This is a genomic window from Duganella sp. CF402, assembly GCF_900109645.1.
Classification (GTDB): domain Bacteria; phylum Pseudomonadota; class Gammaproteobacteria; order Burkholderiales; family Burkholderiaceae_D; genus Rugamonas.
Genome location: NZ_FOBG01000001.1, coordinates 807,105 through 830,964, shown reverse-complemented (window position 1 = coordinate 830,964; position 23,860 = coordinate 807,105). Strand labels below are relative to the sequence as shown.

Here is a 23,860-nt window from a genome sequence, read left to right as displayed (position 1 = left end):
GCCTGCTAGGCCGGACCGGCCAGCCATGCCTCGATGGCGGCGCCGGAAATCGGCCGGCTGTACAAATAGCCCTGCCCCTTGTCGCAGCCCTGGGCCGACACCACCGCCGCCTGCTGCGGCGTCTCGATGCCCTCGGCCACCGTATTCATGCCCAGGCTGCGCGCCACCTTCACCGTCGCCTCGATCAGCACTTCGTGATGGCGGCTGGTGGCGGCCAGGGTGATGAAGGAGCGGTCGATCTTGACCGTATCCACCGGCAGCAAATGCAGGCTGGATAAGGACGAGTAGCCGGTGCCGAAATCGTCCAGCGCCAGTTTCACCCCCACCGCCTTCAAGCCCAGTAGCTGGTCCTGGATATCCTTGCCTTGCGCCGCCAGGCTCTCGGTAATCTCCAGTTGCAGGCTGCCCGGCTCCATGCCGTTGGCGGCCATGATGGCGCTGACCCGCTCGCACAATCCCGGCTGGTTCAGCTGCGCGCGCGAGAGATTGACCGCCAGCAGGCGCGGCGCCCTGTCGCCAAGTTGCCGGCGCCAGCGAGCGAAATCGGCGCAGGCCATAGCCAGCACCTGCTCGCCGATGGCGCCGATCAAACCGCAGTCCTCGGCGATGCCGATGAATTCCACCGGCCCGACCTCGCCGCGCACCGGATGGCGCCAGCGCACCAGCGCTTCCACCCCGGCGGCGCGGTCGACGTGGCCATCGGGCAGCAGCCCCACGACTGGCTGGTACACCGTGAACAATTCGCCGCGCTCGATGGCGCTGCGCAGGTCCGCCTCGAGGCCGCCGCGCAGGATGGCCTGCTCGCGCATGTGGCGCGCGAACACGGAAAACTGATTGCCGCCTTCGGCCTTGGCCACCCGCATGGCGATGGCCGCGTCGCGCAGCACATCGTCGGCCTGCTGCTGACCGGCCTCCAGCACCACAATGCCGATGCTGAAGGTACAGGTCAGCTCATGAGCGCCTACCTGGTACGGAAGGGTCAAACGATCCAGCAGGCGCGCGGCGATGCGTTCGACGGTGTCGGGCTGCGGCAGCCCGTCCAGCAGCAGCGCGAATTCATCCCCGCCGACGCGCGCGGCGACCTCGGTGACGTGCGACTGTCCCGGAGGACGGCTGCTGGCGCGCACCGTGGTGCGCAAGCGCTCGGCCACCAGCACCATCACCTGGTCGCCAACCTCGTTGCCGTAAGTGTCGTTGACCTGCTTGAAACGGTCCAGATTGAGGAACATGACCGCACAATGCCCGTCTTCGAGACGGCGTGCGCGCTGCACCATGTCCTGCAGCAGCTCCAGCGCACGGCTGCGATTGGCCAGTTGCGTCAGCAGATCGAGACGCGCGGCGCTGGCCAGGCGGCGCGCCAGCACGCGCTGTTCGCGCACCACTTCATGCGTCACGTCGAGCAGCACCGCCATCACGCGTTGGCCATCCACCTTCAGCAAGCCAAGCGAGAGTACCGACGGTCCCTTGTCGCCGCCGGCGGACAGCAAAATGCGCCGGCTCTCGCAAATCACGCCGTGTTCGGGCGCGAAGTCGGCGCACTGCTGCGCCAGGTCAGGTGCGTGCGCGCGCAGCACCTTGAACAGGTTAGTCAGCTCGCCATCCGGCGCCAGCGGCATGAGCAACTGCGACGCCATCGGATTGAGCATCTCGATCTCGCCGTCCAGCCGCAGCTGCATCAACGCCACCGGCGCGCGGTACAGGAACTGCATCAAGGTTTCGTAAGCATCATCGCCGTCAGTCTGCATCTTGCATCCCTTCTCCAGCCAACCACTCCGCCACCCGATTGCGCCCGCCCCGCTTGGCCTGGTACAAGGCCTGGTCGGCGCGCGCCAGCAAGCCTTCAAAACCGGCCGTGCTGTCATCCAGCACCGCTACACCCAGGCTGATGGTGCAAGGAATGCGCTGACGCTGGTACAGCACAGGGCTGCGCTCCACCTGCACGCGCAAGCGCTCCGCCACCGCCAGCGCATCCGCCAGCCCCACCGAGGGCAGCAGGACGGCAAACTCCTCGCCGCCGATGCGGGCCAGCACGTCCACCTCGCGGCAGACGGCGCGCATTGCGGCGGCCAGCCGGCACAGCACCGCGTCGCCGGCCGGATGGCCGTAGTTGTCATTGATCGCCTTGAAGTGATCGGCGTCCAGCATGATCAGGGAAATCGGGCGTGGCGTCTTTTTATTGCGCGCCAGTTCCAGCTCGGCCGACTCGAAGAACGCGCGCCGGTTGGACAAGCCGGTCAGGTGGTCGCAATACGCGGCCTGGCGCAGGCTCTGGCTGATCTCGCGCTTGTCCGAGATGTCGCGGATGATCATGCAGTAAGCCGGCTCGCCGCTGTCCCCACCCAGCCGCCCCGGCAGCGGCGCGATCATGGCGCTGGCCCAGAACTGGCTGCCGTCGGCGCGCCGGCGCATGCCTTCCTCGAGGGACCAGCCGTTTTCGTCGGCCTCGCGCAGGCGATCCTGCTGGCGCATCGGCGTAGTCGAGTCCTCCGGGGAGAACAAAGCGTACGGCTGGCCGACCGCTTCCGGGCCGTGGCCGGTGACGCGGCCGATGCTGTCGTTCCATTCGGCGATGCGGCCGCGCTGATCGAGGCTGACCAGCGCGTAATCGGCAATATTGGTCATGATGGCGTGCAGCCAGGCGTCGGTGTTGCGCAGCTGGCGCTCGCGCCGGTCCTGCTCGGTAACGTCGCTGAGCACGGCCATCAGGCGGTTGGCGTCCAGCTTGAGCATACTCAGCGACAGCACTTGCGGCCCGTGGCCGGCCTGGTCGCCATACAGGTACAGGCGCGTGGCGTCGCAGATCTGCCCGCTATCGGCCGGATACGCGGCGCACAGTTGCCGCAGGTCGGGCGCCACCGGCGCCAGCGCTTCGAACAGGTTGGTCAGCTCGCCATGACGGCTGAGCGGCATCATCAATTGGGCCGACAGCGGATTGAGCATCAGGATGTTGCCGTCGGCGCTCAGTTGCACCAGCCCCACCGGCGCCATGTACAGGAACTGCAGCAGCGCCTCGTATTCCTCCACTTCGGGAGCGTCAACGGCGGCGCTCATAGGCGCTGCACCAGCACGTAGGAGAACTCGGCGCCCGGCGCCGACAGCAGCCGCAGCCGCACTTTGGTCGGGCGCATGCGCAGCGTCAGCACGTAGTTGATGGTCTCGTCGAGCGGCACGCCGGCCTCGCGCGCGTCGATGAAGCGCTGCGCCACCAGGAAATTGTTCATGCACGGCGCCACCACAGTAAACAGATCCTGCGCCAGCACGCGCTCCGGACGCAAGCCGGCCGCCTGCGATTCGAACGCGTTGTAGCGCCGTACGCGGTTTTCCGCGTCGAAGCCGATCACGCCAAACGACAGCGCGTCGAGCGCCGCCTCATCCATGCCTGCCAGCAGCGTTGCCAGATCGGGCTGCTCGAAATCGATTTGCATAAGTTATCCGTAAAATTGCCAATTAGAAAACAGTGGCTACCAATCAGTAGCGTTTCTTATTCATCAGTAGTAATATTAGCACACCGGTTAAATTACCACCCACTGCCACATCATGACAACTATCCTACGCCCTTTGTTCTCACTCGCCGGCTGGATCGCCGTGACCGCCCTGTTTGCCGTGGTGGCCAGCCTCGGTTCGCTCCAGGCCCCCACCTTTTACGCCCAGCTGAACCAGCCGGACTGGGCGCCGCCCGCCTGGCTGTTCGGCCCGGTCTGGACCCTGCTGTACCTGATGATGGCCGTCGCCGCATGGCGGGTGGCGCGTGCCGGCCGCAGCCCGGCGCTCATCGTTTACTTGGTCCAGCTGGTGTTGAACGCGCTGTGGAGCTGGCTGTTCTTCTCCTGGCACATGGGTGCGGCGGCATTTGCCTGCATCGTTGTGCTGTGGCTGCTGATTGCCGCCACCATCGTACTGTTCCGCCGCATCGACGGGGTGGCCGCCGCCCTGCTGCTGCCCTACATCGCCTGGGTTAGTTTCGCCAGCGCGCTGTGCTTCTCCATCTGGCAGCGCAATCCCGGCCTGCTGTAATTACAAGGAATGACCATGACCGACGAACTGGCTCCCGCCTACCGCGCCGACACCACGCCGGTGTCAGAACGTATCCGCGCCCGCCTGATGCGCAGCGGCACGCGTTTTCACGCCAACGACAATATCTCCGCCTACATCGAACCCGGCGAACTTGACGCCCTGCTCGACGAAGTGAGCCTGCGCATGCAGGGCGTGCTGGAAAGCCTGGTGATCGATACCGTCAACGACCACAATTCGCAGGATACCGCGCGCCGCGTGGCCAAAATGTATTTGCAGGAAGTGTTCGGCGGCCGCTACACGGAGGCGCCGCCAGTGACCGAGTTCCCCAACGTCTCGCATCTGAATGAGTTGATGATCATCGGCCCGATCACCGTGCGCAGCGCCTGCTCGCACCATTTGTGCCCGGTGATGGGCAAAGTGTGGATCGGCGTGATGCCCAACCAGCACTCCAACCTGATCGGCCTGTCCAAGTATGCGCGGCTGGCCAGCTGGATCATGAGCCGGCCGCAGATCCAGGAGGAAGCCGTGAAGCAGTTGGCCGAGCTGCTGCAGGAGAAGGTACAGCCGGACGGCCTGGCCATCATCATGGAGGCCGATCACTTCTGCATGCAGTGGCGCGGCGTGAAGGACAACGACGCACGTATGATCAACAGCGTCATGCACGGCTCCTTCCTCAAGGATGCCGCCCTGCGGCGCGAGTTCCTCGCCCTGATCAAACGTTGAACAAGGAGACCGTATGCTAGTTCGATTGTTGTACGCCAGCCGTGCCGCCGCGCCGGCCGATAGCGCTGCTGTCAGCGCCATCCTCGAGCAGTCTCGCCGGCACAATCCGCCGGCAGGGATCACCGGCGTGTTATGCCACAGCGAGCGCCTGTTCCTGCAAGTGCTGGAGGGCGGGCGCGAACAGGTCAACCGGCTGTACGCGCGCATCATGGCTGACTCGCGCCATAGCGACGTCACGCTACTGCACTACGCTGAAATCAGCGAGCGCCGCTACGCCGGCTGGACGATGGGGCAGACGAACCTGGACAAGCTCAATCACGGCACCGTGCTGCGCTACTCGGCGTTGCCGGTGTTCGACCCGTACACGCTGAGCGGCGACAGCTCGCTGGCGCTGATCGATGAGCTGATGAGCGGCGCGGCTGTATTGGGCGGAGCCTAGGCTGCGCCGTTCTGCTTGCCCCACAGGCGGCGGTAGGCGCCGTCGGCGTCGTGTTCGACGGTTTGCTTGTCGAGATTGAAGCGGCGGCCGCCGCGCGGATCGGAGCCGCGTCCGGCGATGTACAGCCAGTTGCCCTGGTTGCTGTAGACGTCGTAGTCGACCAGTTGGGATTCAAACCACGCTGCGCCGGCGCGCCAGTCGGCCTCTAAATCGTAGATCAGATAACTTGCCACGACTTGCCGCAGCCGGTTGCTCAGGTAGCCAGTGGCGCTGAGTTCGCGCATGGCGGCATCGACCAGCGGCTGACCTGTCTCGCCGTGCCGCCAGCGCGCGAAGTTCTCCGCGTGGTGCGTTGGCGGTGCAAGCTGGCCGATGCCGCGCCCGTGGTAGAGGCGGACGCCGTGCTGCAGATGCAGGAAGCGGAAATAATCACGCCACAGTAATTCAAACCACAGCCAATAGCTGCCATCGCTGGCGCCGTGCGCGGCTTCGAACTGCCGCAGCTCGGCGAGGATACGCCGCGCCGACAAGGCGCCGGTGGCCAGCCAGGGCGACCATTTGCTGGAGTAGTCCAGTCCTGTCAGGCCGTTGCGTGTTTGCTTGTAAGTGTCCGGCAGCTTGCGCGCCAGGTAGCGAGTCAGGTGCGCGAGGCCCGCGCGCTCGCCACCATCCAAGCCGGCCAGCGAAGAGCGGACGTCGGCGACGATGCCGGACTGCGACGGCGGCAGCGCGGGCACCGTGAACGCGGCGGGCCACGGCGGCAGTGTCGATGGCGCAGGTAATGGCGATGGCGGCGCAAGCTGCGTGCGTTCCACCGCTTGCCGGAATTGCGTGAAGACCGCCGGCAAACCGGCGGCATCCCACGGCAGTTGGCCCGGATCGAGCAAACTGCTTTGCCATACCGTTTGCACCTGCAGCCCAGCCGCGCGCAAGGCGGCCACCTCCGCCTGCTCTTCTGGCGCGGAGATTTCCTCGCACACCACGCGGTCCGCGTCCATCGCCTGCGCCAGCTGCGGCAATGTGCGCGACGCCGGACCTTGAACCACCAGCAGCGGGCAATTCAAGTACGCCAGTTGGTCCTGCAAATCGCGCAATGCCTGCGCCAGCCACGCAAGGCGCCGTGCGCCGATACGGGCAAAGCCCCAGCGACTCATTTCATTGACGTCTGGAAGACAGAACACCGGCACCAAATGGTGCGTGCCATCGGCGCACGCCGCCTGCAAGGCCGGCTGGTCGTGCAGCCGCAAATCATTGCGAAACCAGAACAGGACTGTGCTCATTGCGCGTCTCTTTTGTGCTCGCGCCGGCATCGCTCGGAGCAGTATTTCACCTCATCCCAGCAGCGCTCCCACTTCTTGCGCCAGGCATAAGGCCGGCCGCAATGCAGGCATATTTTCTCGGGCAGAAATGGCTTCTTGTGCATGACGCAGATTGTACGACCGCCGCGCGAAGCACGCAAAAAAAAGGCTGGCAGTGGGGAGCCGCCAGCCCAAGAGACTACTACCCCCTACTACTACAACTTAAAACTTCATCGACACGCGCGCGCCCAAGGTGCGCGGGTTGTTGTAGTACGCCGCCCAGATCTGCTGCTTCGGCTGGCATGGCGCACCAACTTGCGTGCAGACTTCGATCGCGTCGTACTTCACTTCCTTGTCGGTGGCGTTGTTCACGAACAGCTCGGCGGTGTAGGCCTTGCCGCGCGGCTCGTAGCGCACGCTCAGGTCCAGCGTGGTGTACGAATCCTGCATCTTCACACCTGGATGGCCCGGCACGTCATTCGCAAACGCACCAGAGCCGACGAAGGACTTGGTCTCGTAATGCGCCGAGATGCGCGGCGTGATGCGGCCTTTGCCGGTGTCGAAGTCATGCTCGTACATCAGCGTCGATGCAAACGTCGGTGCGTGTTTCAATACGCTGCCGCCCACGTTGACGGTCGGCGCAGTGGTGCCGCAGGACTGGCCGTTGGCGCGCGCCGCATCCACGTCGCAGGACAGGAAATCGTCATAGCGCGCTTTCAGCCAGGTGGCGTTGCCGCTGAAGCGGTCCACGCTGGTCGGACGCCATGCCCATTCAGCCTCGATACCTTTCACCGTCGCGCCGGCGGCGTTGAAGTTTTGCAGCGTGTTGTTCACCACCTGCGATTCCAGCTTGTCCTTGTACTTCATCCAGAACGCATCGATGTTCAAGGACAGCTGGCGATCCAGCAGGTCCGACTTGAAGCCGAATTCATAGCTGGTCAGTTTTTCAGGCTTGGTGGTCGCGCCGCCGTCGCCAATCGCCGGCGAGTGGAAGCCGGTGGTCACCGAGGCGAAGGTCAGGATGTCTTTCGATACCTTGTACTCCACGCGGCCCAGATACGTGCCTTGGCCGTAGGCCAGATCGGCGGTGTTGTCGCCGTAGGTGTTACCGCAGGTGGACTGGTTCACCGTGCCGCCCGGGCCGATGTTGTGGGTGTTGATGGTGCCCACGCCCGGCGTCACCAGCTGCGCGATCTGGTTAGGCGTCAGCGTCGCGCCGCGCGGCGCGTTGTCCGGCCAGTTCGGGCAAGCCCAGTTCTGGCCGCCGATGTCGAACTTGTGGTCCTTGGTGTAGCGCGCGCCGGCGGTCAGCTTCCACACCGGGTCCAGCTCATAGCTGGCTTGTGCAAAGGCGGCCTTGGAATGCAGCTGGCGATTGCCCTGGATGAAGGACATGGCCGATGCATACTGGCCAACGGTCGGCTGCACGAAGATCACGCTGCCGGTAGCGATGCTCTGCGCCAGCATCTCTTCCGAAATCTGGCTGCGGTCGATGTCGAAGCGGATCTTGTTTTTCTCCTTGAAGAAGAACAGGCCGCCCACCCATTGCAGCGGCGCTTCGCTGTCCGAGCGCAGTTGCAGCTCGTTCGACACGCTGTCGAACTGGCCCCACTCGGTGCGGTTCTCCGCTTTAAAGCCCGGATAGAAACCGGCATCCGCATCGCTGGCGTTACTGCGTTTCAGGCGACTCCACGCGCCGAGGTATTGCGCCTCAATGCCGTCGACTGGACGCCATTGCACCTTGCCCTTGGCGGTGATGATGGATTGATCCAGCGTGCCCACCGTGTCGATCAGCGCCGAGCGCAGTTCCTGCCCCGCTTTCGGTTCGGCCGCCAGGTAGATGTTGCCGGCGCCGGTGTCGGCGTAGTAGTCGGCGATGAAGGTGGCCTTCAGGTCCGGCGTGAACTTCCACAGCAGCGAAGCGCGCGCGCCCTGCTGGTTGCCGGCGCCGTACTTCTGCGCGCCCGGCGCCACATTGGAGCCCTTGCGGAAATCGACGTAGCCGTCATGCTGGTCCTTGATGGCGGCGATGCGCAGCGCGATGTCGTCGCTCAGCGGGATGTTGATCATGGCTTGCGTTTGCAGGCGGTGATAATCGCCCACCGTCACGCTGGCGGAGCCAAACACTTTCGAGGTGCTTGGCGCGCCGGACACCAGGTTGACCGCGCCGGCGGTCGAGTTACGGCCGTTCAGCGTGCCTTGCGGGCCGCGCGCCACCTCGACGTGATTCAGGTCGTACATCAGCGCCGTCGCGCCTTGCGGACGCGCGACGTAAATGCCGTCCACATAGAACGCCACCGCCGGGTCGCCCAGCTCCGTGTGATTGGCCGAGCCGACGCCGCGCATGTACACGTGCACGCCGCCCGAATCGCTGTGCGGCTCGACCACCAGGCTGGGTACCATCGCCGTCATAGTGGCCAGGTCCTTGACCTGGTTGTTGGCCAGCGTGTCCTGCGTGTACGCGGTGACGGCCAGCGGCGTGTCCTGCACCAGCGTGTCGCGGCGGGTGGCGGTGATGATGATTTTCTCGACGTCGCCGCCGGCCGCCTGCTGCGCGTAGGCCGCTGTGGTCATGGCGATTTGCGCGATGCTCAGCGCCAGTATGGTTTTTTTCATTGGTCTGTCTCCTCGTTTTCTTCCATGTGGAACCGCTTCCACCACGAGACGCACGAAGGCGTCGGGCCATACCGTGGCAGACCCGGTGCTTATGCAACTACGCTATGTTTAGAGCCGCTGTTCGCTGGCTCCATCAAACAGGGAAATACGATTGGTACGGATCGAGAAGCTGATCTCCTTCTCCGTTTCAATCTGCTGCTGGTCCTGCACGATGCCCGCGACTTGCGTGCCGTGGAAGTCCAGCCATACAACGCGATGCGCGCCCATCGCCTCGATCAGCGAGACCGACGCGCGTACTGCTGCACTTACATCGACGCCGTCGCTATGCCCGACGTCGATATCTTCCGGCCGCACACCGAGCACGCAGGCGTGCTTGCCGGTCAGCGGCTGCTTGAATGGGTAGCCGGTCACGTCGACCGACAGGTGCTCGTTGGTGAAGATGGTTTTAGCGCCCTGCTGCTCCAGCTCCCCTTTGAACAGATTCATGCCCGGCGAGCCAAGGAAAGTCGCCACGAACAGGTTGGCCGGGGTGTTGTAGATCACGTCCGGCGTGTCGAACTGCTGCACCACGCCGCCCTTCATCACCGCCATGCGCTGCGCCAGCGTCATCGCCTCGACCTGATCGTGCGTAACGTAGATCATGGTGGCGCCCAGCTGCTTGTGCAGCTGTTTCAATTCGCGGCGCAATTCGGTGCGCAGCTTGGCGTCGAGGTTGGACAGCGGTTCGTCGAACAACATCACATCCGCTTCGCGCACGATAGCGCGGCCGATCGCCACGCGCTGACGCTGGCCGCCCGACAGGTTGGCCGGCTTGCGCTTCAACAGTGGGCCGAGTTGCAGCATGTCCGAAGCACGCGAGACGCGGCGGGCGATTTCCGCTTTCGGCGTGCCGTTGATGCGCAAGCCGAACGACATATTCGCTTCCACATTCATGGTCGGATACAGCGCGTAGGACTGGAACACCAGCGCGATGCCGCGATCCTTCGGGTCAGCCCAGGTCATGTCCTTGCCGCCGATTTCAATCTGGCCGGCGCTGGTGTCGATCAGGCCCGCGATGCTGTGCAACAGGGTCGACTTGCCGCAGCCCGAAGGACCGAGCAGCACCACGAACTCCCCTGCTTTCACGTCGAGGTTGAGCGACTCGATGACCTTGTTGCCGCCCAGCTGGATCTGCAAATTACGAATAGCTACGTTAGACATGTTCTTAACCCTTCACTGCGCCAGAAGCGATGCCGCGCACGAACCAGCGGCCGGAAATAAAGTAGAGCGCCAGCGGCACGACCGAAGTCAGGATGGTCGCCGCCATGTTCACGTTGTACAGGCGCTCGCCGGTAGTGGTGTTGATGATGTTGTTCAGCTGGACCGTCATTGGCAAATGCTCGGAGCCTGCAAACACAAGACCCAGCAGGAAGTCGTTCCAGATACCGGTGACCTGCATGATGACCGCGACCACGATCACGGGCGTCGACATCGGCAGCATCAGCTGCAGGAAGATACGCCAGAAACCGCCGCCGTCGATACGCGCCGCCTTGAACAATTCCAGCGGCAGCGCCGCGTAGTAATTGCGGAACAACAGCGTCATCACCGGCATGCCGAAGATGGTGTGAATCAGGATGATGCCCGGCAGGGAGCTAAACAGGTTCACGTAAGCCAGCACGCGCACCAGCGGATAGATCATCACCTGCACCGGAATGAAGGCGCCCATCATCAGGATGGCGAACAGGAAGCCCGCGCCGCGCGGACGCCAGAACGACAGCGCATAGCCGTTCACCGCGCCGATGGCGATCGACAGGATGGTACTCGGCACCACGATGGCGACGGAGTTCCAGAAGCCGCCCTTGATGCCGTTGCATTCCAGGCCCGTGCATGCCGACGACCAGGCTTGCGCCCACGGCTCCAGCGTCAGGTGCTGCGGCAGCGCGAACAGCGTGCCGAGGCGGATCTCTTCCATCGGCTTCACCGACGTCACCAGCATCACGTACAGCGGCAGCAGGAAGAACAGCGCCGCCACGATCAGGAAGGCATAGACTCCGATGCGGGCTGGCGTCCACGAAGGCTTGCGGCGCGGACGCGGCATTGGGATGCTGGCGTCGTTGGCGGCAGCCAGGCGGGCCTGCTCGGCGGCTTGCGCGGCGTCGGCGGTTTTATCGAGTTTCACAACTTGTCCCATCATGCCCCCAATGCGGCGCGGCGGTTGCGCACGAAGTACAGCGGCGCGACGATGGCCAGCACGGTCAGCAGCAGCACGATCGAAGCAGCGGAAGCCAGGCCGATATTGGCGCGGCCAAACAGATAATCCATGATGAACTTGGCCGGCACTTCGCTGGCCGTGCCCGGACCGCCCTGCGTCATCGCGACCACGGCGTCGAACACCTTTACCACCATCACGAACAGCAGCACGAAGGCGGTCGATACGGACGCGCCCAGCATCGGCAGCACAATGCTCAAATACACGCGCCAGCGCGGGATGCCGTCGATGCGGGCGGCCTTCCAGATTTCCTCGTCCACGCCGCGCAGGCCGGACAGCATCAGCGCCATCACCAGCCCGGAAGCCTGCCACACCGTGGCGATAACGATGGTGTAGATCGCCATATCCTGGTCGACAATCCAGTCGAATTGGGCATCGGTCCATCCGAGTTTATGCAGCACTTCCTGGATGCCCAGTTCAGGATTCAGGATCCACTGCCAGATCAGGCCCGTGGCCACGAAGGACATCGCATACGGGTACAGGAAGATGGTGCGCAGCGCGCCTTCCGCCATCACTTTCTGGTCGATGAACACCGCCAGCAGGAAGCCGATAATCAGGCAGGCGGCGATAAACAGCACGCCGTACACCGCCACGTTTTGCAGCGACAGCAGCCAGCGCTCGTTGTTGAACAAGCGGATGTACTGCGAGGCGCCGACAAAATCGCTGGCCGGGAAAGTGCGCGAGCTGGATACCGACACGCGCGCCGTCCACAGCATGGTGCCGAGGTAGGCCAGCAGCACCGTCAACGCCATCGGCAGGATGGCGACGTAGGCTGCGAATGAAACGTTGTGGCGTTTCCTAGTCATGGCTTATTCGCCCTTGATAGCGCGGGCGAAGGCTTTTTGCGCATCGTCCGCAGACTGGTTCTTGTTCCAGTAGCTGGTCAGTACATCCTGCAGCGCGCCGGTGGTGTCCGGCGTGGCCAGCATCTCGGTGTTAGGCAGTTGGCGCGTCTTGTCCTTCATGATGGACAGTCCGAGCTTGGCGCAAATATCGAGCTGCGATTCATCCACGTCGCCGCGAATCGGGATCGCGCCCTTGCGCGCGGCGAACGCCACTTGCGCCGTTGGAGACGTTACCACATTGGCTAAAAGTTTTTGCGCCTTGACCGCATTGGCGTCGTTCGTTTTCGGGAACACGAAGGCGTCACCGGCGACGATGTACGGCGCTTTCGGACCGAAGCCCGGATAGCAGCCGAAGTCCTTGCCGGCCACCTGCTTGGCGGCGGCGAATTCGCCCTTGGCCCAGTCGCCCATGATCTGCACGCCGGCTTTGCCCTGCACCACCATCGCGGTGGCGTCGTTCCAGTTGCGGCCCGGCGAGCCTGCGTCCACGAAGCCCTTCAGCTTCTTGAACTCGACCAGCACTTGTTTGAATTGCGGCGACATCACAGCCTTCTGGTCGCGGTCACGATACACTTTGAGATACAGGTCCGCACCGCCGACCATCGCGAAGATGGCGTCGAAGGTAATCTTCTCCTGCCACACCTGGCCGCCAAAGGCCAGCGGCACCACGCCTGCGGCTTTCAGCTTACCCAACTGCGCGAGGAATTCTTCCCACGATTGCGGCTCGTTGGTGATGCCGGCTTTTTTATACGCGGCCTTCGAGTAGAAGAACCAGGCCGGCATGTGGATGTCCACCGGCGCGGCATAGAAATGGCCGTTGATCTTGATCGCCTGCAGAATCGACGGCGGCATCACCTGATCCCACTTGCCGGCGATCGCCACGTCGTCGACGTTATTCAGCAAGCCCTGCTCCACGAAATCGCGGAACTGCCTGGAGGTGTTGAACTGCGCGGCGGTCGGCGCATTGCCGCCGACGATGCGGTTGATGGTGGTGGCGCGCGACTGGTCGGCGCCGGCGATGGCCTGGTCCACCCACTGTCCGCCGGCCTTGTTATAGGCTTCCGCGAACTGCTTGACGGCGGCCGACTCGCCACCCGAGGTCCACCAGTGAATCACGGTGGCTTTCAGCGGCGCTTGTGCGTGAGCGGCGCTGGCTGCCAGGGCAAGCGCAATGGCGCTGCCCAGTTTTGATGCTTTCTGCATTCTGTCTCCCTGTGGGCGTCGAGCGCCCTATTCTATGCGTACTGCTTAATTCCGGGCCGCTCGCTCCGCCAAAAATTGTGTGACCAGTTTTGCGCTGCGTTTCAGCGTGCGCTTCTGCGTAGCGTAATCGACATGGATGATACCGAAACGGCGCTCATAACCAAAGGCCCATTCGAAGTTATCCATCAGCGACCAGATGAAGTAGCCGCGTACATCGACACCGGCTTTCACGGCCTGGTTCACGGCTTCCAGGTGGCGGTTCAGGAAGGAGATGCGCTGCGCGTCATTCACCTCGCCGTCAATCACTGCATCGTCGGTCGCCATGCCGTTCTCGGTGATGTAGATCGGCGGCAGGTTCGGGTAATCGCGGTGGAAGCCGACCAGCAGGTGGCGCAGGCCTTCCGGGTACACTTCCCAGCCCATCTGCGTGCGCTCCACGCCTTCCAGATCGACTTCGGTGTAGCCATGCTTACCGTCGCTGATCACGTTGGTGCGGAAGTAGTAATTGATGCCCAAAAAGTCCAGCGGCGCGCCGATGATATCCATGTCGCCATGCAGGATGGTCGGCTCGGCTCCCGGCCACAGTTCCCACAGGGCCGATGGGTAGGACTTCTTCAGCAGCGGATCGAGGATCCAGTTATTGTGCTGCAGCTCGAACAGCCACGCGGCGCGCTGGCCGGCCGGGCTCTCGTCGGTGCTGGTGCCGCGCCCCACGTTGGCGACGATGCCCACTTGCGCCGACGGATCGTTGGCGCGCAGGTGCTTGACCGCCAGGCCGTGGCCGAGCAGCAGGTGGTGCATGGCCTGGGTGGCAAACACCACGTCCTGCTTGCCCGGCGCGTGGTGGCCGGTGCCGTAGCCGTGCATGGCCGAGCACCACGGCTCGTTCAGCGTGGCCCAGGCGTCGACCAGGCCAGTCAGTTCCTTGCTGATCATGTCTGCGTATTCGGCGAACTTGTAGGCGGTGTCGCGATTGACCCAGCCGCCCTTGTCTTCCAGATGCTGCGGCAAGTCCCAGTGGTACAGCGTGACGTAGGTTTTCAAGCCTTTCGCACGGAGCGCCTTCAGCAGCTTCTTATAGAAAGCGATGCCCTTCTGGTTAGGCTGGCCGTCCAGCGTCATCACGCGCGGCCACGAAATCGACAGGCGATAGGCGCCGACATTCAGCGACGCCAGCAGCTCCACATCCTCTTCCCAGCGATGATAGTGATCGCAGGCGAACTCGCCGGTGTCGCCCGCCAGCGTCTTGCCCGGCGTGGCGGAGAAGGTGTCCCAGATCGACGGCAGGCGGCCGTCTTCGTTGACCGCACCCTCGATCTGGTAGGCGGCGGTGGCCGCGCCCATCAGGAAATCCTTGCGCCACAGGACCGAGTCGGCCGGCGGCGAAAACGTCTGCTCTACCACAACATCTCCTTGTTTATTATTTGCAGTGGAAGCGCTTCCACAAGATGTTGTCGATAGTACTACCGAAGAATTTGGAGTGTCAATCAATTTGTAGTGGAGTTACAAAAACGGCACAGTCACCGGGAGGTGCTGTGCCGTTAGTGCGCTGCGAAGGAACGTAGCGAAATTACTTTTTGTCGGTCGGCGTTGGCGGAACGAACGGGAACGTACCGAACAGGTTTTTGCTCTGGTTCTGCATCTGCTCCTGCATCTGCACGAACAGGCTCTTGCTCTGATCGATGTAGTTATTCATCATGCCCTGCATCATCGGGCCCTGAACATTCATGAACTGGGTCCACATCTCCGGGCTGAACGGCTGGCCGCCCACGGCGGTGCTGGTGAATTTGCGCTGGATGTCGGTAAAGGCCTGGACGTTCTTTTCCAGGTAAGAACCCATCATGCCCTGCATGGCGTGGCCGTAGAAACGGATGATCTGGGCCAGCACGTCGCTGGAGAACATCGGCGCGCCGCTGGCCTCTTCTTCCAGAATGATCTGCAACAGGATGCTGCGGCTCAGGTCTTCATTGGTCTTGGCATCAACAACGGTGAATTCCTCGTTGTCCAGCACCAGCTGTTTCACGTCGGTCAACGTGATGTAGGAACTGGTCTGCGTATCGTACAGACGACGGTTCGGATATTTTTTAATCAGGCGGTCAGCATTTTTTTTCGCACTACTCATCACAAGTCCGTTTATTGCGCCGCAGCGCATGTCTCTTAAAAATCGGAAAGAAGCGGATGGATAATCCCCTTCCCGCGTGCCTACGTTCCCTATTATAGAGTGGAAAAAGCCAGTCTTGCACAATCTGATATAACTTTTGGCCTTTATTGCAACGCAACCAAATTTATACTTCGGCAACTTCCTGGCTTTTTCCCCTGCGAAATTAATCCGCTTTCACTTTCACGTAGCGGCCCGGCGCGGCCTCGATCGGCTTGTATTTGGCGTTGCCCGGCTTGGCCTTGGGTTTGACCTTCTTGCCGCCATTCGCCTCCAGGAACCTGGACCATTCCGGCCACCAGCTGCCCGCCACTTCGGTGGCGCCGTCCATCCACGCCTCGGCGTTTTTGGCCTTGCCGCCGTCGTTGATCCAGTAGCTGCGCTTGTTCTTCGCCGGCGAGTTGATCACGCCGGCAATGTGGCCCGAGGCGCCCAGCACGAAACGGTTCTTGCCCTTCAGGATGCCGAGCGACTCGTAGGCCGACGGCCACGGCACGATGTGGTCCTCACGCGAGCCGTAGACAAAGGCCGGGGCGTCGATCTTGCTCAGGTCCACCTTCTCGCCGGCCACCACCAGCTTGCCGGTCTTGAGCTTGTTCTCGAGGTAGGTGTTGCGCAGGTACCAGCAGAACATCGGACCCGGCAGGTTGGTGCTGTCGGAGTTCCAGAACAGCAGGTCAAACGCGGCCGGGTCGTTGCCCTTCAGGTAGTTGGACTGCACATAATTCCACACCAGGTCGTTCGGACGCAGGCTGGAGAAGGTGCTGGCCAGGTCGCGGCCCGGCATCAGGCCGCCGCCCTTGAGCTGCTGCTCGCGCATCGCCACTTGCGTCTCATCGATGAACACGTCCAGTACGCCGGTATCGCTGAAGTCGAGGAAAGTGGTCAGCAGGGTCAGGCTGTTGGCGACCTGCTCGCCGCGCGCGGCCAGCACCGCCAGCGCGGTCGAGCAGAGCGTGCCGCCAACGCAGAAGCCGAACATATTCAGCTTGTCTTCGCCGGTGATGTCCTGCGTCACGCGGATGGCTTCGATCACGCCCTTCTCCACGTAGTCATCCCAGGTGGTGCGCGCCAGCGACTTGTCCGGATTGCTCCACGAGATCAGGAACACGGTATTGCCCTGCTCCACCGCGTAGCGCACCAGCGAGTTTTCCGGCTGCAGGTCGAGGATGTAGAACTTGTTGATGCAAGGCGGCACCATCAGCAGCGGCGTCTGGTTGACGGTCTCGGTCTTCGGCGCGTACTGGATCAGCTGGAACAGCGGATTCTCATACACCACCGTGCCCTCGGTCATGGCCAGGTTGCGGCCGACCTCGAACGCCGACTCGTCCGACAGCGAAATATGGCCCTTGCCCATGTCGCCCAGCATATTGGCCAGGCCCTTGGTCAGGCTTTCGCCCTTGGTTTCGATCAGTTTCTGCTGCGCCTCAGGATTGGTGGCCAGGAAGTTGGCCGGCGACATGGCGTCGACGATCTGCTGCACGGCAAAGCGGATTTTCTGTTTTTGCTGGGGAGTGGCTTCCACCGTCTCCACCATCGCCATCAGGAACTTCGAATTCAGCAGGTAGGCCGCCGCGTTGAAGGCCGTCATCGGATTGCCCTGCCAGGCCGGCGACGTGAAGCGGCGGTCCTTGATGGCCGGGGTCTTGCCGGCGACGAAATCCTGCCACAGCTCGCCGAAATCCTTCAGGTATTCAGCCTTCAGCCGCTCCATTTCATCTGGCTTGATGTGCGCGCCGACATCCTGCATCATGGCGGCCAAAGGGTGGGCTTCCGCCGCCGGCGCCGCATTGAACCAGGATTGCCACTGTCCGGGGTCGCTCATGTGCGACATCCAGGCGCTGGCAATGACTTGAGGATCGGGCAAATTCATGTGTGGTTCCCTAAAGTGAGTTAAACACAATGCTGCTGATGACTGCTGTTGCTTGGATCTACGTGGTCGGCCTGATGGCCTTGACCGAAACTTCCGTGGTTGCGGGAATTGTAACGTTTTTGTTCTATTGCGTGCTGCCCCTTGGGATCTTGTTCTATATCGCCGGCAGCGGCAAGCGCAAAGCACGCCGCCGCAATGTCGGACAATAGGCCTACTTGATCCAGATCAGGCTGGCCTGGCGGCCGGTGACGCCGTCGCGGCGATAGGAGTAAAAGCGGCCGGAATTGGAGACCGTGCAAAACTCGCCGCCGTGCACCTGGCGCACCCCAGCACGATGCAGCACGTAGCGTGCCAGCGCGTAGATGTCGGCCAGGTATTTGCCCGGCTTGCCGTCGATGGGGGTGAACGCCGCCTCGACATGGCGCACGCCGGACGCATCGAGCGCACCGTTGAGGAAAGCTTGTTTCACATCCGCCCCCACCTCGAACTGGTAGGCGCCGATGGCCGGCCCCATCCAGGCCATCAACTCGCCGGCGCCTGCCGCGCGCATGGATTCCACGGTTTTTTCCAGCACCCCGGCAGCCAGGCCGCGCCAACCGGCGTGGGCGGCGGCCACGGTCGTGCCTTGCTGGTCGCAGAACAGCACCGGCAGGCAGTCGGCGGTCATGATGACGCACACCTTGCCGGGGATGGTGGTCATGCTGGCGTCCGCCTCGGGCACCTGCTGCGGCTTGACGTCGGCCAGGTTGGCCACCGCCGTACCGTGCACCTGCGACAGCCACACCGGCTCATTCGGCAGCATGGCGCACACAATGGCGCGGTTCTGCGCCACATTGTGGGGCTGGTCGCCCACATGGGTGCCCAGGTTCAGACCGCCGGCGCCCATGCCATCGCCATACGGCGCAGGACTGACGCCGCCGCGCCGGGTGGTGGCCAGCACGCCGATGTTATCTGGCAGGCCCGGCCAGTGCGGGAACAACCATTGCTGTTGTATCGACATTAAATCTGTTCCGGTTCCTCGATGCCGGCGCGGGCCAGCAGTTCGGCAAAGTCCTGTGCCAGCGGCACCATCCACTCACACTGCTCGCCAGTGTGCGGGTGCACCAGACCCAGGCGGCGCGCCTGCAGCGCCTGGCGCGGGAAATAGTCGGCCAGATGCTGCTTGCCGTACACGGTGTCGCCCACCAGCGGGAAGCCGATCGACTGCATGTGCACGCGGATCTGGTGGGTGCGGCCGGTTTCAAGGCGGCACTGCACCAGGCTGACCGGACGGCCCTCGCCCAGCTTGCCGCTGGCGATCAGCGAGTAATGGGTGATGGCCGGCTTGGAGCCCATGCCGGTCGACACCGCCATCTTGACGCGGTCGCGCGGATGGCGGCCCATTGCGGCGTCGATGGTGCCGCTGATGCGCGGCGTGCCCCACACCAGGGCGAAGTATTCGCGCTTGACGGTGCGCGCGGCCAGCTGGCGCACCAGGTCGGTCTGGGCGGCCAGTGTCTTGCCGACCACCATCAGGCCGCTGGTGTCCTTGTCCAGGCGGTGCACGATGCCGGCGCGCGGCACGCCGCTCAGCTGCGGATAGTGGTGCAGCAGGCCGTTCAGCAGGGTGCCGGACCAGTTGCCGTTACCAGGGTGAACCACCAGTCCGGCCGGTTTATTCACGACGATCAGGTGCTCATCTTCAAAAACAATGTTAAGTTCGAGCGGTTCCGGCTTAAAAGCCTCGTCTTCCGGCTCCGGTTGGGGCAGAATGACGATCTTCTCGTCGCCGTAGACGGTATCCTTGGTGCTTTTCGCGGTTTTGCCGTCGACCGTGACGAAGCCGTCGGTAATCCAGGTTTGCAGGCGGCCACGGGAAAATTGCGGGACCAGGCCGGAAATGATCTTGTCGAGGCGCTGGCCGCAGTGTTCTGGGCTCAGTTCGAGTTCGATCGGCGCCAGACCGTCGTCATCGTCATCGTGGAGCGCCAGTTCGGCGTCGGCATCGTGATCGGAGGAAGATTCGGCCAAATTTGGCTTTGCGTTTAATATCACGGTAATCCTATCGGCTATAATTAGCCTCGTAAAACATTGGTTAAACAGTTTCTTGCAAAAGATATGCAAAAAAAATTATCGGTAGTCGCAGCAACGGTTGTTCTGCTTGGTTTGTCCGGTTGTGGCCTGTTCTCTGAAAAGGCCGACGAAACAAAAGGTTGGAGCGCTACGAAATTATACTCGGAGGCGAACGAAGAACTGGAAGGCCAGCACTACGAGCGCGCAATTCAGTTGTTTGAGAAGCTGGAATCGAGCTATCCATTCGGCACCTACGCCCAGCAGGCGCAGATGAATATCGCCTATGCCTACTACAAATCGCAGGACCAGGCGCAGGCACTGGCGGCAGTTGAGCGCTTCATCAAGCTGCACCCGAATCACGCCAATGTCGATTACATGTACTACCTGCGCGGCCTGATCAACTTCAACGACCAGATCAGCTTCCTGAACTTCGTCTACGAACAGGACGCCACCGAACGCGACCCGAAAGCCACGCGCGAAGCGTATGCGGCCTTCAGAGAGCTGGTGACCAAGTTCCCGGAAAGTAAGTATACCCCGGATGGGCTGGCCCGCATGCGTTATCTGCTGAATGCGATGGCGTCGTATGAAATCCACGTGGCGCGCTACTACTACCGTCGCGGCGCCTACCTGGCGGCGGCGAACCGTGCAATGGGCATCATGAACGACTTCCGCGACTCGCCATCGATCGAGGAAGCGCTGTTCATCATGATCCGCAGCTACGACAAGCTGGGCATGACCGAGCTGAAGAGCGACACCGAGCGCGTCTTCAAGCTCAACTACCCGAACTCCAAGTTCCTCGACGAAGGCAAGAAAGCCGAGCGTAAATGGTGGAACTTCTGGAGCACCAACGCCGCGATGTAATCCCTCCCGTCGCACTCAGCATGGATCCCGGCTTTCGCCGGGATGACGTGCTCAGGCCTCCAGCTTGCGGCGAAAGATCCAGGTTTTATCGTCCGAGCTGGCTTTGTCGAAGGCGTAGCCGTCGACATCAAACTTCTTCAGCTTTTGCGGATCGGTGATGCCTTTGACGGCGGCGTAGCGCGCCATCAGGCCGCGCGCGCGCTTGGCGTAGAACGAGATGATCTTGTATTTGCCGTTCTTCCAGTCCTCGAACAACGGCGTAATCACCGGCAGTTCCAGCGCTTTCGGCTTGACCGACTTGAAATACTCCTCGGACGCCAGGTTGACCAGCGTCTCAGCACCCTGCTCGCCCGCCGTCTGGTTCAGCGCCTTGGCGATGGTATCGCCCCAGAAATCGTACAGGTTCTTGCCGCGCGGCGTGTCCAGACGGGTGCCCATTTCCAGCCGGTGCGGATGAATCAGGTCCAGCGGCCGCAGCATGCCATACAGGCCGGACAGGATGCGGATGCGCGATTGCGCGTAATCGAGCTGCGCCGGCTTCAGGGTGCGGGCGTCGAGGCCGTCGTAGACGTCACCATTGAAGGTCATTACAGCTTGGCGGGCTTCACTGGTATCCTTGGTCCACGAGGCATAGCGCGCCACGTTCAGCGCCGACAGATTGTCGGACAAGTCCATCAGCTCACCCAGCTCGGTCGGCGAGAATTCGCGCAGACGGTGGATCAACTGCTCGGAATGGTCGAGAAACGACGGTTGCGTGTGCAGCTTGGTGGTGGGCGGGGTCTCCAGATCGAGACTTTTTGCCGGGGAAAGCACTATCAGCATAAGATTCCAAAAACGATTCCAAAAACGATTCCAAAAACATTTTCAACATTACTAGCCCTACATGATACCTGTTCCAAAGAAAATCGTTATCGACACCAACGTTTGCCTCGACCTGTTCGTGTTTAGCGATCCGCGCTGGGCCAAGCTGGTGGCCGCCATCGAGAGCGGCGAGGTCGAAGCGGTCACCCGTTCCGATTGCCGCGACGAGTTCAACATCGTCCTCCACTACAAGCACCTGCCGCTCGACGACGACAGCCGCCCACTGGCCACCGCCCGCTTCGACCAGTTGATCAAGGTGGTGGCGCCGCCCGTGTCCAGCATCGTGCTGCCGGTCTGCAGCGACAAGGCCGACCAGAAGTTCCTGGAAATCGCCCGCGACGCCGGCGCCGAGGTGCTGATCACGAAAGATAAAGCGCTGCTGAAACTGGCCCGCCGCCTGGCGCGCGAGGGCATGTTCAAGGTCATGTTGCCGGAGAAGTGGATTGCGCTAGAATAGGCTATCTGTCAACTACGCCTTCATCATGAATAGCCGCTCCAATCTGCCGACGACGCCAGCCCTGACCACCCGTTTGCCGGCGGTCGGCACCACAGTTTTCACCCGAATGTCGATGCTGGCCGCGCAGGCTGGTGCGGTTAACCTTGGCCAGGGCTTCCCCGATTTCGGTTGCGAGCGCAGCCTGCTCAGCGCCGTCAACGACGCCATGCAAGCCGATTTCAACCAGTACCCGATGATGAGCGGCGCACCGGTGCTGCGCCAGGCCATCGTCGCCAAGATCGCGGCCATCTACGGCCACGCCTATCACGTTGACAGCGAGATCACCGTCACCGCCGGCGCCACGCAGGCGCTGACCACGGCCATCTTCTGCTGCGTCCATCCGGGCGACGAGGTGATCGTCATCGAGCCGGTCTACGACAGCTATGTGCCGGCGATTACGCTGGCCGGCGGCGTGCCGGTGGCGGTCGAAATGGAAGTCGGTCCAAATGGCTACACCGTGCCGTGGCACAAAGTGGCCGCCGCTGTCACCAGCAAGACGCGCCTGATCATCATCAACACCCCGCACAATCCAACCAGCACCGTGCTGCGCGCCGCCGACATGCAGGCGCTGGCCGACATCGTGCGCGGTACGGACGTGCTCATCCTGTCGGACGAAGTCTACGAACACATGGTCTACGACGGCCACCAGCACGAATCCGTGAGCCGCTACCCGGAGCTGGCGGCGCGTGCCTTTGTGGTGTCCAGCTTCGGCAAGACCTATCACGTCACCGGCTGGAAAATCGGCTACGTGGCCGCGCCGGCGCCGCTGATGGCGGAGTTCCGCAAAGTCCACCAGTACAACGTCTTCAGCGTGAACACGCCGATGCAGCACGGCCTGGCCAGCTATATGGCCGATCCAAAACCGTACCTGGAACTGCCGGCCTTTTACCAGCGCAAGCGCGATCTGTTCCGCGATGGGCTCAAAAACACACGCTTCGAGTTGCTTCCAGCCGACGGCACTTACTTCCAGTGCGTCCGATACGATAGAATCTCTACACAGACGGAAGCAGAATTCGCAGAATGGCTGACCACCGAAATCAAGGTCGCGGCCATCCCGGTTTCGGCGTTTTACCAGCAAGGCAAGGAGTCGGGCATCGTGCGCTTCTGCTTTGCCAAAAAAGATGAGACCCTGGCACTCGCATTGGAGAGGCTGGGCAAAGTGTAGATCGGGATCACAAAATGTCCGAAGCTAATCAACTGCAATCGCCGCTGGAGGCGCCGGCGTTTGCAGAAACCACGCCGTCGGTGCTGCATCAGCTGAACCTGTGCAACCGTGAGCTGGAACGCCTGCTGCACAACCTGCGCAACGAGCACAATGCCGAGAGCGATATCCGCGACATCGCGCGCGAGCTCATTCAAGCGGTGGCCATCAATCCGGACGTTGCGCTGGCCTGTATTTTCCTCAGCCAGATCAACGGCAGCTACGCGGTGCGGCACTGCATCGAAACGGCCGTGGTGTCGGTGGTGATTGCGCGCGCGATGGGGCTCGATGCGGCCAACACGCTGACCGTCACCGCCGCCGCGCTGACCATGAACGTGGGCATGCTGCGCCATCACGAAACCTTCCAGAACAAGAACACGCCGCTGACCAGCGAGGAGATGGCCATCGTGCGCCGCCACCCGGAGGAAAGCGTGGACATGCTGCGCTGCGTCGGCATCGAGGACGACGAGTGGATTTCCTGCGTGCTGATGCACCACGAGAATGATGAAGGCAGCGGTTATCCGGCTGGCATCGCCAGTCCGCAGGTGACCCAGAACGCCAAGCTGCTCAGCATTGCGGACCGCTACTGCGCGCAGGTGTCGGCGCGCAATTACCGGCGTTCGCTGCCGCCGCATCAGGCCTTGAAGAATCTGATCGAGGACAAGGTGGCGCCGGTGGATCCGCAACTGGCGCAGCACTTCCTGCGCGAGCTGGGGGATTATCCGCCGGGCTGCGTGGTGCGTTTGACCAGCGGCGAGATCGGTGTGGTGAGCCAGCGTTTGAATGGTGGCGAGGCACGCGGCGTCCATTGCCTGCGCGACCCGGCGGGCGCTGTGCTGCGGCCGGCCGAGCAGCGCCGCACTGGTGATGACGGTTGCTGCATTGCCGAGTCCTTGAGTGAGGATCAGGCCTCGATCCGCTTCAGCATGAAGCAGATCTGGGGCGAGCAAGCGGCGCTGTAGTCCGCGCGAC

At 62.5% G+C, this 23,860-nt stretch carries 24 protein-coding genes; 8 read left to right on the top strand and 16 right to left on the bottom strand.

Annotated features, from left to right (window positions below):
• Positions 1-5 precede the first annotated feature (5 nt).
• From BMZ70_RS03840 to BMZ70_RS03830, 3 genes are read right to left on the bottom strand one after another with little or no spacing between them, the layout of a single operon-like run.
• A complete protein-coding gene (locus tag BMZ70_RS03840) occupies positions 6-1,745 on the bottom strand; it encodes a putative bifunctional diguanylate cyclase/phosphodiesterase (protein WP_092270144.1) in 1,740 nt (579 codons plus the stop codon).
• Positions 1,735-3,051: a sensor domain-containing diguanylate cyclase gene (locus BMZ70_RS03835; RefSeq protein WP_092270142.1), complete on the bottom strand. Its 1,317-nt coding sequence runs from the start codon at positions 3,049-3,051 to the stop codon at positions 1,735-1,737. Before BMZ70_RS03835 ends, BMZ70_RS03840 begins: the two co-directional genes overlap by 11 nt.
• Positions 3,048-3,425 (bottom strand): phosphonate transporter, encoded by a 378-nt coding sequence (locus BMZ70_RS03830; protein ID WP_092270139.1) that lies wholly within the window; start codon positions 3,423-3,425, stop codon positions 3,048-3,050. The genes BMZ70_RS03835 and BMZ70_RS03830 overlap by 4 nt, the downstream gene beginning before the upstream one ends.
• A gap of 112 nt (positions 3,426-3,537) precedes the next feature.
• Between BMZ70_RS03830 and BMZ70_RS03825 the strand changes: the two genes are divergently transcribed.
• Genes BMZ70_RS03825 through BMZ70_RS03815 form a run of 3 tightly spaced genes read left to right on the top strand, consistent with a single transcriptional unit; the run spans position 3,538 to position 5,176 of the window.
• On the top strand, positions 3,538-4,014 hold the full coding sequence (locus BMZ70_RS03825; protein WP_092270137.1) for a TspO/MBR family protein: 477 nt from the start codon (positions 3,538-3,540) through the stop codon (positions 4,012-4,014).
• A gap of 15 nt (positions 4,015-4,029) precedes the next feature.
• The gene (gene folE / locus BMZ70_RS03820; RefSeq protein ID WP_092277511.1) at positions 4,030-4,737 is read left to right on the top strand and encodes a GTP cyclohydrolase I; all 708 of its coding nucleotides are present in this window, start codon (positions 4,030-4,032) and stop codon (positions 4,735-4,737) included.
• Positions 4,738-4,750: 13 nt separating this feature from the next.
• Complete coding sequence (locus BMZ70_RS03815; protein ID WP_092270134.1) at positions 4,751-5,176, top strand: BLUF domain-containing protein; 426 nt, start codon at positions 4,751-4,753, stop codon at positions 5,174-5,176.
• On the opposite strand, the gene BMZ70_RS03810 is transcribed toward BMZ70_RS03815, so the two are convergent.
• The 10 genes from BMZ70_RS03810 to phaC form a co-directional block, all read right to left on the bottom strand.
• Positions 5,173-6,456, bottom strand: a complete 1,284-nt coding sequence (locus BMZ70_RS03810) for a DASH family cryptochrome (protein ID WP_092270131.1) — start codon at positions 6,454-6,456, stop codon at positions 5,173-5,175. The two genes, BMZ70_RS03815 and BMZ70_RS03810, sit on opposite strands and share 4 nt — an antisense overlap.
• Entirely contained in the window at positions 6,453-6,599 is a 147-nt protein-coding gene (locus BMZ70_RS03805) for a DUF2256 domain-containing protein (protein ID WP_092270128.1), read from the bottom strand. The genes BMZ70_RS03810 and BMZ70_RS03805 overlap by 4 nt, the downstream gene beginning before the upstream one ends.
• Before the next feature lie 97 nt (positions 6,600-6,696).
• A complete protein-coding gene (locus BMZ70_RS03800; RefSeq protein WP_092270125.1) occupies positions 6,697-9,090 on the bottom strand; it encodes a TonB-dependent receptor in 2,394 nt (797 codons plus the stop codon).
• A 108-nt stretch (positions 9,091-9,198) separates the two neighbouring features.
• Complete coding sequence (locus tag BMZ70_RS03795) at positions 9,199-10,290, bottom strand: ABC transporter ATP-binding protein (protein WP_092270122.1); 1,092 nt, start codon at positions 10,288-10,290, stop codon at positions 9,199-9,201.
• Positions 10,291-10,294: 4 nt separating this feature from the next.
• Complete coding sequence (locus BMZ70_RS03790; RefSeq protein ID WP_092277508.1) at positions 10,295-11,167, bottom strand: carbohydrate ABC transporter permease; 873 nt, start codon at positions 11,165-11,167, stop codon at positions 10,295-10,297.
• A 92-nt stretch (positions 11,168-11,259) separates the two neighbouring features.
• Positions 11,260-12,144 (bottom strand): carbohydrate ABC transporter permease, encoded by an 885-nt coding sequence (locus BMZ70_RS03785; RefSeq protein WP_092270119.1) that lies wholly within the window; start codon positions 12,142-12,144, stop codon positions 11,260-11,262.
• Between the two features lie 3 nt (positions 12,145-12,147).
• A complete protein-coding gene (locus BMZ70_RS03780) occupies positions 12,148-13,386 on the bottom strand; it encodes an ABC transporter substrate-binding protein (protein WP_092270116.1) in 1,239 nt (412 codons plus the stop codon).
• A 45-nt stretch (positions 13,387-13,431) separates the two neighbouring features.
• Positions 13,432-14,790 (bottom strand): GH1 family beta-glucosidase, encoded by a 1,359-nt coding sequence (locus BMZ70_RS03775; RefSeq protein ID WP_255372213.1) that lies wholly within the window; start codon positions 14,788-14,790, stop codon positions 13,432-13,434.
• 166 nt (positions 14,791-14,956) lie between these two features.
• Complete coding sequence (gene phaR, locus BMZ70_RS03770) at positions 14,957-15,508, bottom strand: polyhydroxyalkanoate synthesis repressor PhaR (protein ID WP_092270113.1); 552 nt, start codon at positions 15,506-15,508, stop codon at positions 14,957-14,959.
• A 202-nt stretch (positions 15,509-15,710) separates the two neighbouring features.
• The gene (gene phaC, locus BMZ70_RS03765) at positions 15,711-17,417 is read right to left on the bottom strand and encodes a class I poly(R)-hydroxyalkanoic acid synthase (RefSeq protein WP_092270110.1); all 1,707 of its coding nucleotides are present in this window, start codon (positions 17,415-17,417) and stop codon (positions 15,711-15,713) included.
• Positions 17,418-17,446: 29 nt separating this feature from the next.
• On the opposite strand from phaC, the gene BMZ70_RS03760 reads away from it, so the two are divergent.
• Positions 17,447-17,626 (top strand): hypothetical protein, encoded by a 180-nt coding sequence (locus BMZ70_RS03760; RefSeq protein ID WP_092270107.1) that lies wholly within the window; start codon positions 17,447-17,449, stop codon positions 17,624-17,626.
• A 2-nt stretch (positions 17,627-17,628) separates the two neighbouring features.
• Here the strand turns inward: BMZ70_RS03760 and pgeF are convergent, their stop codons facing one another.
• Both pgeF and BMZ70_RS03750 read right to left on the bottom strand, forming a co-directional pair.
• Positions 17,629-18,417, bottom strand: a complete 789-nt coding sequence (pgeF, locus tag BMZ70_RS03755; RefSeq protein WP_092270104.1) for a peptidoglycan editing factor PgeF — start codon at positions 18,415-18,417, stop codon at positions 17,629-17,631.
• Positions 18,417-19,427 carry an RluA family pseudouridine synthase gene (locus tag BMZ70_RS03750; RefSeq protein ID WP_229205282.1) on the bottom strand — a complete coding sequence of 337 codons (1,011 nt, stop codon included), beginning with the start codon at positions 19,425-19,427 and terminating at the stop codon, positions 18,417-18,419. Before BMZ70_RS03750 ends, pgeF begins: the two co-directional genes overlap by 1 nt.
• An 87-nt stretch (positions 19,428-19,514) precedes the next feature.
• Between BMZ70_RS03750 and BMZ70_RS03745 the strand changes: the two genes are divergently transcribed.
• Positions 19,515-20,330: an outer membrane protein assembly factor BamD gene (locus tag BMZ70_RS03745; protein WP_092270099.1), complete on the top strand. Its 816-nt coding sequence runs from the start codon at positions 19,515-19,517 to the stop codon at positions 20,328-20,330.
• Between the two features lie 51 nt (positions 20,331-20,381).
• Here BMZ70_RS03745 and yaaA read toward each other — a convergent pair whose 3' ends face one another.
• Positions 20,382-21,152, bottom strand: coding sequence for a peroxide stress protein YaaA (gene yaaA / locus BMZ70_RS03740; protein ID WP_092270097.1), 771 nt, complete (start codon positions 21,150-21,152; stop codon positions 20,382-20,384).
• 61 nt (positions 21,153-21,213) lie between these two features.
• Between yaaA and BMZ70_RS03735 the strand changes: the two genes are divergently transcribed.
• From BMZ70_RS03735 to BMZ70_RS03725, 3 genes are read left to right on the top strand one after another with little or no spacing between them, the layout of a single operon-like run.
• On the top strand, positions 21,214-21,648 hold the full coding sequence (locus tag BMZ70_RS03735) for a putative toxin-antitoxin system toxin component, PIN family (protein ID WP_092270094.1): 435 nt from the start codon (positions 21,214-21,216) through the stop codon (positions 21,646-21,648).
• 25 nt (positions 21,649-21,673) lie between these two features.
• Positions 21,674-22,852 carry a pyridoxal phosphate-dependent aminotransferase gene (locus BMZ70_RS03730; protein WP_092270092.1) on the top strand — a complete coding sequence of 393 codons (1,179 nt, stop codon included), beginning with the start codon at positions 21,674-21,676 and terminating at the stop codon, positions 22,850-22,852.
• A 14-nt stretch (positions 22,853-22,866) separates the two neighbouring features.
• On the top strand, positions 22,867-23,850 hold the full coding sequence (locus tag BMZ70_RS03725; RefSeq protein WP_092270089.1) for an HD-GYP domain-containing protein: 984 nt from the start codon (positions 22,867-22,869) through the stop codon (positions 23,848-23,850).
• Positions 23,851-23,860: the final 10 nt, after the last annotated feature.